Raw genomic sequence first — 14,085 nt, 5'->3', positions numbered from 1 at the left:
CCGGCGGACTCTACCGCTCCGCTCCGTCCCTGGGCACCCGCGAGCGCTTCCCGAGGGCCTGGAAGTGGGCTAAGGGGCCGGGCATGTCCGACTCCGAAGACCTCTTCCATTTCGTCGAGGACATTGCCGAACAGGCGCGCCGCCGGCTCCAGGCGTGGAAGGAGGGGCAGGCGCCCGGGGCCAGCGCGCCGGCGCCGGACCTGTCCACCGCCCGGGTGGACCTGGAGACGCTTCGCTCCCACGCGGACCTGGCGCCGTACATCGACCACACGCTGCTCAAGCCCGAGGCCCGCGCCGAGGACGTGGTGAAGGTGGCCGAGGAGGCCCGCCAGTACGGCTTCGCCACCGTCTGCGTGAACAGCGCGCACGTGGCCACCGCCGCGCGGGTGCTGGCCGGCACGTCCACGGTGCCCATCGCCGTGGTGGGCTTCCCGCTGGGGGCCTCGCTGCCGTCCGCCAAGGCCTTCGAGGCCCGGGAGTCCATCCGCGCCGGGGCGCGGGAAATCGACATGGTGCTGAACGTGGGCGCGCTCAAGGCGCACGACTACGCGCTGGTGCACCAGGACATCGCCGCCGTGGTGGAGGCCAGCCGGCCGGTGCCGGTGAAGGTCATCCTGGAGACGGCCCTGCTCACGGACGAGGAGAAGGTCATCGCCTGCTCGCTCTCCAAGGCCGCGGGCGCCGCCTTCGTGAAGACGTCCACCGGCTTTGGCCCGGGCGGCGCCACCGAGGCCGACGTGGCGCTGATGCGCCGCGTGGTGGGTGACACGGTGGGCGTGAAGGCGTCCGGCGGCATCCGCTCCGCCGAGGACGCGATGAAGATGCTGCGCGCGGGGGCCAACCGCCTGGGCGCGTCCGCGTCGGTGGCCATCGTGTCGGGGCAGTCCTCCACCGCGAAGTACTGATTCGGAGGCGGAACGCCGTGAACGCGAAACAGCGAGAGGAATTCAAGGCGCTGCTGCTCGCGCTCCATGCGGAGCTGACGGAGAAGGCGCCGTCGAGAATCGAGCCCAACCGCACCGATGACGCGCGCATCGGCGGCGACGAGGACGAGCAGCCGCTCAACGAGATGATGCAGGCCATCGCGTCCAACCGGAACCGGAACATGGACGGCGTGCTGGCCCGCGTGCTCAAGGCGCTGGGCAAGCTGCGGGAGGACCCGGACGCGTTCGGCGAGTGCGAGGAGTGCGGTGACGAGCTCCCGCTCGGCCGGCTGCGCGCCATGCCCTACGCGGAGCTGTGCGTGACGTGCCAGGGCGCCAAGGACGGCCCCAAGGGCCGCGCCACCCGCAGCAAGCTGACCGACTACACCTGAACAACCGGCGCGCGAGCCCCCGTGCCTCGCGCGCCCTCAACGGCTACACGAGGCTGCGAGAGGGCTCATGGACACCAGCGGACTGAAGGAGCGGGCGGAGGCGTGGCGCCAGGCGGACCCGGACCCGTCCACCGCGGCGGAGCTGGCGGCGCTGCTGGCGAAGGGGGACTGGGCCGAGCTGGAGGACCGCTTCTCCCAGGACCTGGAGTTCGGCACCGCGGGCCTGCGCGGCGTGCTGGGGGCGGGCCCCAACCGGATGAACCGCGCCGTCATCCGCCGCACCACCGCGGGCCTGGCGCGCTACCTCAAGGCGCAGGTGCCGGACGTCGCCACGCGCGGCGTGGTGGTGGGCCGCGACGCGCGCAACCTCAGCGCCGAGCTGGCCGAGGACACCGCCGCGGTCCTGGCCGCCGAGGGCATCCCCGCCCACGTCTTCCCGGAGCCGGTGCCCACGCCGCTGGTGGCCTTCGCCGCGCTGCACCTCGACGCCGCCGCGGCCGTCATGGTGACGGCCAGCCACAACCCGCCCGAGTACAACGGCTACAAGGTGTATTGGGGCAACGGCGCGCAGATCATCCCGCCGCATGACACGGGCATCGCCGCCGCCATCGCCCGGGTGGAGCCCGCCAACCGCGTGCCGCTGCTGCCCCCGGCCGACGCTCGCGCGAAGGGCCTGTGGCGGGACTTGCCCGCCGCCATTGGAGACGCCTACGTGCGCGCCATCCTGGGGCTGCGCGTGGTGGGCAGGGGCTCCGAGTCGCTGTCCATCGTCTACACCGCCATGCACGGCGTGGGCGGAGACTGGGCGGTGCGCGCCCTGCGCGAGGCGGGCTTCCCGCGCGTCACGCCCGTGGCCGAGCAGCAGCAGCCGGATGGCCGCTTCCCCACCGTGCGCTTCCCCAACCCGGAGGAGCCGGGCGCCATGGACCTGGCCACCGCCACCGCCGAGCGCGTGAAGGCGGACGTGGTGCTGGCCAATGACCCGGACGCGGACCGGCTGGCCGTCATGGCGCGCGACGCGGACGGGACGCTGCGGCTGCTCACGGGCAACGAGGTGGGCGTGCTGCTGGGCCACTACGTCCTCACCCAGGGCGCGAAGCAGGGCACGCCGCACGTCGTCACCACCATCGTCTCCTCGGCGCAGCTCGGGGACATCGCGCGCTCGGTGGGCGCCGCGTGTGACGAGGTGCTCACCGGCTTCAAGTGGATCGCCAACCGCGCCCTGGAGCGCGAGCGCGCGGAGGGCACCCGCTTCGTCTTCGGCTACGAGGAGGCGCTGGGCTACACCGTGGGGACGGTGACGCGGGACAAGGACGGCGTGGGCTCGGCGCTCGTCATGGCGGACCTGGCCGCGTGGTGCCAGGCGCGCGGCACCACGGTGCTGGGCTACCTGGAGGAGATTCAGCGCGCGCACGGCCTGTACGTCGGCGCGCAGCGCAACTTCACCTTCCCCGGCGCGGCGGGGGCGCAGACCATCCGCGGCATCATGGAGGCCTTCCGCGCCTCGCCCCCCACGCACGTCGGCGGTGACGCCGTGCGCGCGGTGAGCGACTACAAGAAGGGCGAGCGCGGCCTGCCACCATCCAACGTGGTGGCGCTGGCGCTGGGGGGCGGCGGGCGCGTCACGCTGCGGCCCTCCGGCACCGAGCCGAAAATCAAATACTACTTCGAGCTGAAGGAGACGCTCGAGGGCGGCGAGCCCCTGGCCCAGGCCCGTCAGCGCGCGGAGGCCCGGCTGGCGCGCTTCATCGACGCGTTCCTCGGCCTCGCGCGTGAGCGCGGGCAGCCGGCCTGAGTCTAGAGACGCAGCACCCCACCCAGCTCCCGCCCGACGAGGCGGCCTTCGCAGAAAGGTACCGTGTGAAGCGACTGCTCCCCGGAGTCCTCCTCGCTTGCTTCCTGGCCCTCCCCACCCCCGCGCTGGCGCAGCGCGGGGGACAGGGCTGGTCCGTCCTCGCCGGTGAAACGCTGGGGCGGGGCAACACCGCGTTCCATGGCCAGCTTGGCTGGCCCGGCATCTCCCTGGGCCTGCTGCACGGCGGCTCGGAGCGCTTCGACATCGGCGGCAAGTTCAGCTTCAACTGGGGCCGCGAGGGCTGGGTCCGCTACACGGACCCGGGCATCAAGCTCCAGGCGTGGATGCGGCTGCAGCTCATCCAGGAGCGCAACTTCTCGCTCGCGCTCACCTTCCAGCCGGGCCCCTTCTTCTACTTCAACGAGTACGACACCGACGTGGGCCTGGCGCTGCCCCTGGGCCTGGTGGTGGGCATCCCCGCCGGCAGCGCCGTCATGGTGAACCTGGGCCTGGACATCCCCTTCCACGTCTACTTCGGCGAGGGAATCGGCCCGGTGTTCCCCATCCTCGTGGGCGGCGGCCTGGAGTACTTCGTCAACCGCCAGCTCGGCGTCACCTTCAACGTCCGGCTGGGGCCCGCCGTCATCCCGGACATCGACGACACCGAGTTCACCCTGGAGGCGCTCTTCGGCGTCGCCTACCGCTTCTAGCTACCAGGACGACGTCTGCTCGGGCAGCTCCACCGTGAAGGTGCTGCCCAGGTTGACGCGGCTCTGCACCGTCACCGCGCCGCCCATGGCCTCCACCAGGGTGCGCGCGACGGTGAGGCCCAGCCCGGCGCCCTTCTCGGGCGCGTTCGTCGTGTAGTAGGGCTCGAAGACGGCCTGCAGCTCGTCCTCGAAGATGCCGATGCCGGTGTCCTTCACGTACAGGCGCGGGCCGAAGTCCCCGAAGATGTCCGGCAGCTCCAGGCCGACGTGGATGCGGCGCGGGCGGTCCGTCACGTCCTCCACCGCGTCCACCGCGTTGGCCAGCAGCTCCACCACCACCTGCTCCAACTGGCGGCGGTTGAAGACGACGGCGATGGCCTCGTCCGGCAACCGCACCTTCACCTCGGCGGTGCCCAGGCGGCCGGCGTCGCGCATGCGCTCCACCACCGCGGGCACCAACTCCCTCAGGTCGAAGCGCTGGATGTCCTTCGGGCTGGTGGGGCCCAGCGACAGCAGGTGCTGGCCGTGCAGGCGCATCTGCTCGCCCGCCACCCCCAGCTTCTTGAGCTCGTCGGCGTCCGGCGGCAGGCCCTGCGTCGCGCGCGTGCGCACGTGCTCCAGCGCCCGCTGGAGGCCTTCACCCACGCGGCCCAGGTTCTGCGCCACGTCCGCCGCCAGCGTGCCCACGCGGGCCAGCCGCTCCATCTCCACCCAGCGGACGCGCGGATCCTGCAGCGCCTCGGCGCGCTGGCCACCGCGCTCGCGGTGCGCCTTCAGCTCCAGCAGCGTGTGGATGCGGACCTTGAGCTCCAGCGGATCCAACGGCTCGGTGATGAGCAGGTCATCCACGCCCGCCTCGAGCACCTCGCGGCGCGTCTCCCGGTCGGCGCTGGGCGTCAGCATGAGCACGGGGAGGGACGGGCTTCCCAGCGCGTCCAGGAGGCGCCGGTACGTCGCGAGGCCGTCCGTGCCGGGGCGCTCCACGTCGAGCAGCACCAGGTCCGCGGACGCGTGCGCCGCCGCCGCGGCCGCCGCCAGGCCATGGGCGGGCAGCACGTCATAGCCGGCGGGCGCCAGGATGGAGCACAGCCGCTCCATTCCGCCCGACTCCACGTCCACCGCCAGCACCCGGGGCCGGTACGTCGCCGTCTCCGTCGTCTCCAGCATCACGCCACCCCTACATGGTGACCAGGTGAGCCTCACCCGGGTGTTCCAGGCCGTCCTACGGACCCCTCTCGCCCTGGATGGAGCTCCCCCCGGGCGCTTGCGTCCAGTCCGGTACGTGATCCGATACCGCGCTGTGTCTATGCGAGGCTCATGCCGCCGTTCGTCGCTGCGCGTCGGAGCCAGCGATTGCACCACCAACGGTGCTCCCCCTGTAACCTCAGGGGGTTGAATCGTTGCGGCACTGGAGAAAGTCACTCCTGTTGAAATCGATTTTCAAATCGGCTGGGTCAGTCACGACCTTAAATCGATTTCTACCCGGGTGTGTAATGACTCCATCCGGACGCGAAGTGTCAGCGCGATTCCTGTTCGTAGGGGGTCCCGAGGGCGGCGGGGGCGCTGCTGCGCTGGCCCTGGAGGGTGAGCACCACCAGGGTGAGCAGATAGGGCAGGGCCAGGAGGACGCCCTGGGGGATCAGCTCGACCAGGCCGGGGGCGCTGGACACCAGGCCGATGCGCAGCGCGTTGCCGAAGGCGAAGAAGGCGGCGGCGAGGAAGGCGCCCACGGGCGTCCACCGGCCGAACACCATGGCGGCCAGGGCCATGAAGCCCAGGCCCGCGGGGGTGTGCTGCTCGAAGCGGTCCAGCACGGCGGTGGACAGCACCGCGCCGCCCAGGCCCGCCAGCAGCCCGCTGCCCAGCACCGCGCCCCAGCGCAGGGCCGGCACGGACAGGCCCAGGGTGGCCACGGCCTGGGGCTTGTCGCCCACCGCGCGCAGCCGCAGGCCCAGGGGCGTGCGGGTCAGCAGCCCCTGGAAGGCGAAGGGCAGGAGCAGCGCCAGGTACGTGGGCGCCGAGTGCCCGGACAGCGCGCCCAGCACCGGGATTGAGCTCAGGCCGGGGAGGTTCCAGCGCGGGAGCTGCTGGATGGACGGGGTGCCGTTGGGGCCGTAGAGCGACTCCAGCAGGAAGGTGCCGCCGGCCAGGGCCACCAGGTTGAGGGCGATGCCGGACACCACCTGGTCGGAGCGCCAGCGGATGCTCAGGAAGCCGTGCACGCCGGCCAGGGCCGCGCCCGCGAGCATGCCCATGACGACGGCCAGGGGCGTGGGCATCACCAGGGCCGCCACCGCCGCGCAGAAGGCGCCCACCCGCATCATCCCCTCGATGCCCACGGCGATGACGCCCGCGCGCTCGGAGAGCACCGCGCCCAGGGCGGCGAAGATGAGCGCCGGCGCCGCGTCCAGGGTGGAGAACAGCAGCGAGTGCAGGACCTCAAGCACGGGGCACCTCCGCCGAGGCGGCGGGCGCCGCGTTTCGCCGGCGCAGCAGCGCGAGCCACACCATGCGGCCGGCGACGAAGAGCAGCGCCAGGCCCTGGATGAGCTCGGGGAAGCTCTTGTGCACGCCGAGCAGCTGCATGCGCGTGCCCCCCGCGCGCAGCACGCCGAAGAAGAGCGCGGACACGGTGGCGCCCAGCGGGTGGTTGTTGCCGATGAGCGCGATGGCGATGCCGTCGAAGCCGTAGGGCGCGCCCAGCGTGCCGGGGTAGCGCCCCTCCGTGCCCAGCACCAGCACCGCGCCCGCCAGCCCCGCCATGGCCCCCGCCAGCGCCATGGCCAGGCCCATGCGCCGGGCCACGGGGATGCCCGCGGCGCGCGCGGCCTCGGCGCCCTGGCCCACCGTGCGCGTCTCGAAGCCGGAGCGCGTGCGCGTCAGCCACACCCAGACGGCCAGCGCCGCGGCCAGGGCCAGCGGGAAGCCCAGGTTGAGCCGCGAGCCGTCGCCCAGCAGCCGGGGCAGCGCCGCGGTGGCCTGGATTTCGGCGGTGCCGGTGATGGACTGGCCGCCCTCGGCCGCGCCGCGCAGCGGGCCCACCACCAGCCAGTTGTCCACCAGGCTCAGCGCGACCCAGTTGAGCATGATGGTGGAGATGACCTCGTGCACGCCCCGGTAGATGCGCAGGGCGCCGGCGATGCCCGCCCACGCCGCGCCCGCGAGCGCCGCGCCCAGCAGGGCCGCGGGGACGTGCAGCGCGCCGGGCAGCGACACCTGGGCGCCCACCACCGCCGCGGCCAGCGCGCCCAGCAGCATCTGCCCCTGCGCGCCGATGTTGAACAGGCCCACCTTGAACGCCACCGCCACGGACAGGCCGGTGAGGGTGAGGAGGGCCGCCTTCATCGCGGCCTCGCCCAGGGGGCGGGTGATGACGGTGGCCGGCGCGCCATCCAGGTACGCGGGCCAGTTGCCGATGCCTCCCCACAGCATCTGCAGATAGGCGTCCGTCGCGGTGCCCGGCTCCATGGTGAGCGCGATGAGCGCCCAGCACACGGCCAGCGCCAGCAGCACGGAGAGCACCGACGGCAGGAGCTGCCTCACGCGCTCAGGCATGGCCCGGCTCCGGGGTGCCCAGCATGCGCCGTCCCAGCTCGCGCTCGTCCAGCTCGTTCCGGAGGAAGTGGCCCGTCACGCGGCCCTCGAAGAAGACATAGACGCGGTCCGACAGGGCCAGCACCTCTTCCAAGTCCAATGACACCAGCAGCACGCCCGTGCCCTGGTCGCGCGCCTCGCGCAGCTTCGCTTGCACCTGCGCCACGGCGCCCACGTCCAGGCCTCGCGTGGGCTGCACCACCACCAGCAACCGGGGCCGCGCGTCCAGCTCGCGCGCCACCACCACCTTCTGCTGGTTGCCGCCGGACAGGGCCCGCAGCGCCACCTCCGGGTCGGGCGGCCGCACGTCGTAGGCCACCGTCAGCGCGCGCGTGCGCTCGCGGCGGCCCTTGAAGTCAATCCACGGGCCCTTCGCGAAGGGCGGCCGCGTGTGCCGGCCCAGGGCCACGTTCTCCTCCACGCTGAGCGTCTTCACCACCGCGCGGTGGAGCCGGTCCTCCGGGATGTGGCCCACGCCGCGCGTCCGCGCCTGGGCCGGCGTCAGGCCTCGCAGCGGGCCTCCCAGCAGCGTGCCGCCTCCGGACGTCAGCGCGCGCAAGCCGGTGAGCACCTCCGCCAGCTCGCGCTGCCCGTTGCCGTCCACGCCCGCGATGCCGACGATTTCGCCCGCGCGCACCTCCAGGTCCACGCCGCGCAGGGCGGGGCGCCCGTTGTCGCCGGTGGCCTGCAGGCCCCGCGCTTCCAGGAGCGCCTCGCCGGGAGCGTGGGCCGCCGTCGTGGTGGGCGCCGCGGCGCCTGGCGCGCGCTGGCCCTCACCCACCATGAGCGCGGCGAGCTGTTCAGCCGTGGTGTCCGCGGCGCGGACCTCCGCCACGCAGCGGCCCCGGCGCATCACGGCGATGCGGTCCGCCACGCCCAGCACCTCCTTCAGCTTGTGGCTGATGAGCACCACGGTGTGGCCCTGCGCCACCAGCCCGCGCATGACCCTGGCCAACTCGTCGGACTCCTGCGGCGTGAGGACGGCGGTGGGCTCGTCCAGGATGAGCACCTGCGCGCCCCGGTGCAGCGCCTTGATAATCTCCACCTTCTGCTGCGAGCCGACGCTGAGCGTGTCCACGCGCGCCCGGGGCTCCAACTGGAAGCCGAAGCGGGCGCAGGTGGCGGACACCTCCTGCACCGCGCGCTCCAGGTCCAGCAGGCCGTTGCGCGTGGGCTCGCGGCCCAGCACCACGTTCTCCGCCACCGACAGCGTGGGCACGAGCATGAAGTGCTGGTGCACCATGCCGATGCCCCGCGCAATCGCGTCGCGCGGGCTCTTGAAGCGCACCGGCTGGCCGTCCAGCGTCAGCACGCCCGCGTCCGGCTGATAGAGCCCATAGAGGACGTTCATCAGGCTGGACTTGCCCGCGCCATTCTCACCCACCACGGCGAGCAGCTCGCCCCGGTGCACGTCCAGCGACGCGTCCGCCAGCGAGACGCAGGTGCCGAAGGCCTTGTGGATGTTCCGGAGCGAAATCAGGGCGCGGCAGCCTGGAAGGAGGCGAGGTCCGCCGGGAGGGCGGGGACCTGGAGGCTCCCCGCGATGATGCGCTGACGCAAAGCCTCCACCTTCTGGAGCGCCTCCGCCTTGCCGGGGAAGTCCACCCGCACCTCCGCCATGCCCACGCCGTTCTCCTTGAGGCCCAGCACCTGCTCCCCGGCCCCGAAGGTGCCGTCCACCAGGTCCTTCGCCGCCTGGTACACGGCCAGGTCGGTGTGCTTCATCATCGACGTGAGGATGGCGTCCGGCGCCACGTGCGACTGGTCGGAGTCCACGCCAATGGCGTACACGCGCTTGCCCGCGGCGCGCGCCTCCTTCACCGCCTGGATGACGCCGATGCCGTCCGCGCCCGCGGCGTGGAAGAGGACGTCCGCGCCCTTGGAGATGAGGTCCTGCGCCACCTGCTTGCCGGCGGCCATGTTGTTGAAGCTGCCCGTGTAGACGGACATCAGGGCCTGCGCGGCCGGGGCGTTGGTCGTCTTCACGCCCGCGCGGTAGCCCACCTCGAAGCGCTGGATGAGGGGCACCTCGATGCCGCCCACGAAGCCCACCTTGTTCGTCTTCGTCACCAGCCCGGCCAGCGCGCCGACGAGGAAGCTGCCCTCCTGCTCCTTGAAGAGGACGGTGCGCACGTTGGGCAGCTTCATCGCCTTGCCCTGCGCGTCCAGCACCTGGCTGTCGATGAGCAGGAACTGCGCCTGGGGGTTCTCCTGGGCGGAGGTGCGCACCGCGTTGGCCAGCATGTAGCCGTTGCCCACGGTGAGCCGGGCGCCCTGGTCCACCAGGAGCTGGAGGTTGGGGACGTAGTCCTCCTGCGCCTTGCTCTGCAGGACGATGGGCTGGATGGGCAGGGCGCGGAAGGTGGCCGCCGCCGCGCTCAGGTGGGGCGGCAGGGACTTGCGGACCTCGTCGGGCGTGGCGTCCACGTACTTGCCGCCCTCGTAGCGCTTGCCGGCGGCCCACAGCTCCAGGCCACGAAGCGCCGCGTCATTGAAGGAGTGGTCTCCGCGGCCGCCCACGTCGATGACGAGTCCGACGGGGAGGGCCTTCTTCTCCGTCTTCCCGGCGGGGGCCTGGGCGCCGGAGGGGGGCGCTTCTTCCTTCTGCTTGGAGCACGCGCACAGGAGGGCGGTGAGGGCGAGGACGTGGAGGCGGAGCATCATGACGGGCCTATCTACCAGATGCCCGCCCTTTCCCCGAGTGCATGAAGGGGTGGGTTCCTGCTATGGCCTTGCCCCGTGCAACCCTACGAGCTCATCAAGGCGAAGCGGGATGGTGGCCGGCTGGAACCGGCGGACATCCGCGCGTTCATCGAGGCGTATACGGCGGGGACGGTGGCGGACTACCAGATGGCGGCCATGTGCATGGCCATCTTCTTCCGGGGCATGGACTCCCGGGAGCTGGGCGCCTGGGCCCGCGCCATGCTGGAGTCCGGCGAGGTCCTGGACCTGTCCGACACGCCGGGAGTGAAGGTGGACAAGCACTCCACCGGCGGGGTGGGTGACAAGGTCTCCCTCAGCCTGGCGCCGCTGGCCGCCGCCTGTGGGGTGCCGGTCCCCATGATTTCGGGCCGCGGCCTGGGTCACACCGGCGGGACGCTGGACAAGCTGGAGTCCATCCCCGGCTTCAACGTCAACCTGCCGACGTCCGAGTACCGGCGCCTGGTGCGCGAGGTGAACTGCTGCCTGATTGGCCAGACGGCGCAGGTGGCCCCGGCGGACAAGAAGCTCTACGCCCTGCGCGACGTGACGGCGACGGTGGACTGCATCCCGCTGATTGCGTCCTCCATCATGAGCAAGAAGCTGGCGGAGGGCATCGACGCGCTGGTGCTGGACGTGAAGGTGGGCAGCGGCGCCTTCATGAAGCGCGACGAGGACGCGCGCACGCTGGCCAAGACGATGATTGGCCTGGGCGCGGAGATGGGGAAGAAGGTCGTGGCCCTGCTCACCGACATGGACCAGCCGCTGGGCCGCAAGGTGGGCAACGCGCTGGAGGTCATCGAGGCGGTGGACATGCTCCGCGGCGACGCGCCGGAGGACTACACCGAGATTACGTATGCCCTCACGGCGGAGATGCTGGTGCTGGGCAAGAAGGCCGCAACCATCGACGAGGCGCGCGAGAAGCTGCGCAAGGTGGTGGAGGACGGCAGCGCGGTGCGCAAGCTGAAGGAGATTGTCCAGGTGCAGGGCGGAGACCCGCGCGCCATCGACGACTACTCCCTGCTGCCGCAGGCGAAGGCCACCGCGGACGTGGTGGCGCCCCGGGACGGCTTCGTCACTGGCATCGACACGGAGGGCGTGGGCCTGGCGGCGGTGGCGCTGGGCGCGGGCCGGCAGCGGACGGACAGCAAGATTGACCCGGCCGTGGGCTTCACGCTGCTGAAGAAGACGGGCGAGCCCGTGAAGCAGGGCGAGCCCGTGGTGCGCGTGCACTACAACGACGCGGCCCCGCTGGAGAACGTGAAGGCGCGCCTGCTGGCCGCGTACCAGTTCGGTGACGCGGCCCCCGCGGCCCGGCCGCTCATCCGCGAGCGGGTGGAGTAGGGCGTCCGTTCGCTGTCGTGGTTCCGAAGAGCCCCGGCCGAGGACCTTGAACAGGCCCGGCGCGGGGCTCCTTGCGTGTGGCGCTTTCCGTTTCAGCGCGTGGCGGCACCCAGCGTTGCTTCCGCCTCGGCCCGGCGGGCCACGAGCAGCGATTCGATGTCCCAGATGACGCGGATGCACAGCACCGCCGCCGCCACGGAGAGGCCCTCCGAGAGCAGCCCGATGATGAGCGAGGTGTCCAGCGTCGTGGCGCCCGCGGTGTCCGCTCCCGCCAACAGGGTGCTGATGTTGGTGAGGATGTTGCCGAGGATCCACGTGGCCCACCAGGCCGTCAGTTGGGCCTTCCGTCGAGGGTCGCCTCCCACGCCTTGCCAGAGTTCCCGCACCACATCGAACGGCTTGACGAGGTTGGCGAGCGGGATGAACCAGCAGAACGTGGCCCAGCCCGTGGACTCGTTGCTCAAGCCCAGGGCGTTGGCGGTCCTCACGCTCAGGCGCAGCCAGCGTAGGTAGAGGACCATGGTGGTCACCATGGTCAGCAGGGTGGGGATGGCGATGAGCCCGTTCATCAAATCATAGGACGCGGCGTCCTCCGGGCTGGGCCTGCCATTGTCGAGGCTCGCGAAGAGCCAGAGGTTGAGCATGGCGACCGGGAGCGTGAGGACCGCGCCCAGGACCAGGGCCCCGCTCGCCAACTGCGCCCGCCCCCGGGTGGAGGGCAGCGCCTGGACCTGCCGGGCGGCGCAGGCGGCGCAGACCCCCGAGTGGGGCAGCCTGCACTGCTCGCAGAGGAAGCGGCCGCACCGCTCACAGGTCCCCGTGGACGGCGCGCCAGCATGGTCAGGGCAGACGGGAGCGGTTTCCGGAACGGCAGGTTGGGTCAGCATGGTGGTGTCAGGGCAAGCGAAGGCCGCCGCGCACGCATCGCGCGTTGGAATGGACGGGGGGCGGGCGGGGAGGAACTTCGGCGGCGCACTCTAGCGGCCTGACGCGCCGCCGCACAGAGGCGGCCCGGACCCGCCCTGCCGCCGGGGGCAGGACGGCCATCTTGCCGCTTCACCCCGCACCGGGAAGACGCCATCCTTTCACCCTGAGCCATGCGGGGCAGGGGACCATGAACCAGGGCGCGGCGCTGTACCTCCATCCGGGCGTGAAGGTCCGGCCGTGCGAGTGGGGCTACGGCGTCTTCACCGACGCCTTCATCAAGGCGGGCGACCTCATCGAGGAATGCCACTACCTCAAGCTGCCGCGCGGCCTCTCCCAGAACCCCCAGCTCCAGGACTACGTCTTCCTGCTCCAGTGGGCCGCGCACGAGGCGCCCCGGGAGGGGGAGTGGGTGGCGCTCGTGCTGGGCTACGGGATGATCTACAACCACGCCCGGGAGCCCAATACGTCCTATCACCGCGAGGCGACCCGGGACGTCTTCTGCTACCACGCGCTGCGGGACATCCACCCCGGCGAGCAGCTCTGCATCAGCTACGGCGAGGACTGGTGGGTGTCCCGGGAGCACGGTGTCCCGGCCTGAGCGCGGCGCCGGGTGCAATCCGCCAGGTGGCCCCGCCTGGAACGGTGGGAGCCCCAATTTCCGGGCCTCGCCGGCCGTTGTTCCCCCGTATGATGCCGGGGTGCTGGGGCGTCGTGGCAGGGCGGGGCGGCGGGAGGAGGCCCTCCGGGAGAGGGCCGTCGGAGGGGTGGACGTCGCCTCGGACGAGACGGCGGCACGCGTCTACGGTATGGGCTCGCGGGCCAGGACCCACGGGTGCGTGGGTTTCAAATGATGGGCGGTGGCGCGAGCATGAGCGGCAGGGAGGCAACGGCGATGGCCGAGAGGAACGACTCGATGAGCGACAAGGCCGAGGACCGACGGGACTCGCCCCGGGTCCCCATGCGCCTGAAGGTGCGCCGGGAGGGCAGCTCGGGGGACTTCGAGCAGCATGACGGAGACCTGTCCCTGGGCGGCTGCGCCTGGCAGGGCTCCGGGTGGGAGCAGGGGGCGCGGGTGGAGGTCCGCTTCCGCCTGCCCATCCTCCCCGACGAGGTGGAGGCGAAGGGCGAGGTGCTCCACGTCGCGCAGGGCGCCAACGGCCCGGCGGCGCGGGTCCGCTTCGTGGACCTGCCCGTGGAGTCCGAGCTGGCCATCGCGCGCCACCTCGACGAAGTGCAGCGCGGTACGGCCCGCTCGTAACGGACCGCAATCCGGCTTCATGTAGGAGGGCGTCATGGCGGACGAGATTCCCTGGGAGCGCCTGTTCGAGGAAGCCGCGCGCGTGCGAGCGCGCGCCCACGTGCCCTATTCACGGTTCCCCGTGGGGGCCGCCGTGCTCTATGCGGACGGCGCCGTGGTGGCCGGCTGCAACGTGGAGAACGCCACCTACGGGCTCACCGTCTGCGCGGAGCGCAATGCCTTCGCCGCGGGCGTGGCCCAGGGGCACACGAAGCCGGTGGCCGTGGCCATCGTCGTGGACACCCCCCAGCCCTGTCCGCCGTGCGGCATGTGCCGCCAGGTCATGGCCGAGTTTGGCGGGCAGGACCTGCCCGTGCGCAGCCGGACGCCGAGGGGCGACGAGGCGCGCTACACCCTGGAAGGCCTGCTGCCGCACGCCTTCACCAAAGACTTCTTCTAGCGA

At 72.0% G+C, this 14,085-nt stretch carries 14 protein-coding genes; 8 read left to right on the top strand and 6 right to left on the bottom strand.

Translation table 11 applies throughout. From position 1 onward, the window contains the following. The first annotated feature begins 83 nt into the window (after window positions 1–83). From deoC to MYMAC_RS27755, 4 genes are all read left to right on the top strand, one after another. Entirely contained in the window at window positions 84–905 is an 822-nt protein-coding gene (gene deoC, locus MYMAC_RS27770; protein ID WP_095960267.1) for a deoxyribose-phosphate aldolase, read from the top strand. Window positions 906–922: 17 nt separating this feature from the next. Further along, window positions 923–1,315 carry a TraR/DksA family transcriptional regulator gene (locus tag MYMAC_RS27765; RefSeq protein ID WP_095960266.1) on the top strand — a complete coding sequence of 131 codons (393 nt, stop codon included), beginning with the start codon at window positions 923–925 and terminating at the stop codon, window positions 1,313–1,315. A 67-nt stretch (window positions 1,316–1,382) separates the two neighbouring features. Further along, entirely contained in the window at window positions 1,383–3,110 is a 1,728-nt protein-coding gene (locus MYMAC_RS27760; protein WP_095960265.1) for a phospho-sugar mutase, read from the top strand. Between the two features lie 65 nt (window positions 3,111–3,175). Continuing rightward, window positions 3,176–3,820, top strand: coding sequence for a hypothetical protein (locus MYMAC_RS27755; RefSeq protein ID WP_239989053.1), 645 nt, complete (start codon window positions 3,176–3,178; stop codon window positions 3,818–3,820). Here the strand turns inward: MYMAC_RS27755 and MYMAC_RS27750 are convergent, their stop codons facing one another. From MYMAC_RS27750 to MYMAC_RS27730, 5 genes are all read right to left on the bottom strand, one after another. Further along, window positions 3,821–4,987, bottom strand: a complete 1,167-nt coding sequence (locus tag MYMAC_RS27750) for a sensor histidine kinase (protein WP_095960263.1) — start codon at window positions 4,985–4,987, stop codon at window positions 3,821–3,823. Window positions 4,988–5,337: 350 nt separating this feature from the next. Continuing rightward, on the bottom strand, window positions 5,338–6,267 hold the full coding sequence (locus MYMAC_RS27745) for an ABC transporter permease (RefSeq protein ID WP_095960262.1): 930 nt from the start codon (window positions 6,265–6,267) through the stop codon (window positions 5,338–5,340). Next, on the bottom strand, window positions 6,260–7,375 hold the full coding sequence (locus tag MYMAC_RS27740; RefSeq protein WP_013942154.1) for an ABC transporter permease: 1,116 nt from the start codon (window positions 7,373–7,375) through the stop codon (window positions 6,260–6,262). Before MYMAC_RS27740 ends, MYMAC_RS27745 begins: the two co-directional genes overlap by 8 nt. Further along, window positions 7,368–8,825 carry an ABC transporter ATP-binding protein gene (locus tag MYMAC_RS27735; RefSeq protein WP_239989052.1) on the bottom strand — a complete coding sequence of 486 codons (1,458 nt, stop codon included), beginning with the start codon at window positions 8,823–8,825 and terminating at the stop codon, window positions 7,368–7,370. Before MYMAC_RS27735 ends, MYMAC_RS27740 begins: the two co-directional genes overlap by 8 nt. 65 nt (window positions 8,826–8,890) lie before the next feature. Continuing rightward, window positions 8,891–10,078 carry a BMP family lipoprotein gene (locus MYMAC_RS27730; protein ID WP_095960261.1) on the bottom strand — a complete coding sequence of 396 codons (1,188 nt, stop codon included), beginning with the start codon at window positions 10,076–10,078 and terminating at the stop codon, window positions 8,891–8,893. A 75-nt stretch (window positions 10,079–10,153) separates the two neighbouring features. On the opposite strand from MYMAC_RS27730, the gene MYMAC_RS27725 reads away from it, so the two are divergent. After that, a complete protein-coding gene (locus MYMAC_RS27725; RefSeq protein WP_095960260.1) occupies window positions 10,154–11,458 on the top strand; it encodes a thymidine phosphorylase in 1,305 nt (434 codons plus the stop codon). A 92-nt stretch (window positions 11,459–11,550) separates the two neighbouring features. Here the strand turns inward: MYMAC_RS27725 and MYMAC_RS27720 are convergent, their stop codons facing one another. Continuing rightward, a complete protein-coding gene (locus MYMAC_RS27720; protein WP_095960259.1) occupies window positions 11,551–12,345 on the bottom strand; it encodes a DUF4328 domain-containing protein in 795 nt (264 codons plus the stop codon). Window positions 12,346–12,572: 227 nt separating this feature from the next. On the opposite strand from MYMAC_RS27720, the gene MYMAC_RS27715 reads away from it, so the two are divergent. The 3 genes from MYMAC_RS27715 (at window position 12,573) to MYMAC_RS27705 (ending at window position 14,082) form a co-directional block, all read left to right on the top strand. Continuing rightward, on the top strand, window positions 12,573–12,983 hold the full coding sequence (locus tag MYMAC_RS27715) for an SET domain-containing protein-lysine N-methyltransferase (RefSeq protein WP_013942149.1): 411 nt from the start codon (window positions 12,573–12,575) through the stop codon (window positions 12,981–12,983). 294 nt (window positions 12,984–13,277) lie between these two features. Further along, the gene (locus MYMAC_RS27710) at window positions 13,278–13,643 is read left to right on the top strand and encodes a TIGR02266 family protein (RefSeq protein ID WP_043712154.1); all 366 of its coding nucleotides are present in this window, start codon (window positions 13,278–13,280) and stop codon (window positions 13,641–13,643) included. Between the two features lie 34 nt (window positions 13,644–13,677). Next, complete coding sequence (locus MYMAC_RS27705) at window positions 13,678–14,082, top strand: cytidine deaminase (RefSeq protein ID WP_095960257.1); 405 nt, start codon at window positions 13,678–13,680, stop codon at window positions 14,080–14,082. Window positions 14,083–14,085: the final 3 nt, after the last annotated feature.

The sequence above is a fragment of the Corallococcus macrosporus DSM 14697 genome (assembly GCF_002305895.1).
Classification (GTDB): Bacteria; Myxococcota; Myxococcia; order Myxococcales; family Myxococcaceae; genus Myxococcus; species Myxococcus macrosporus.
The sequence above is the reverse complement of the archived record's forward strand: the minus strand, read 5'-3'. Positions and strand labels throughout refer to the sequence as shown.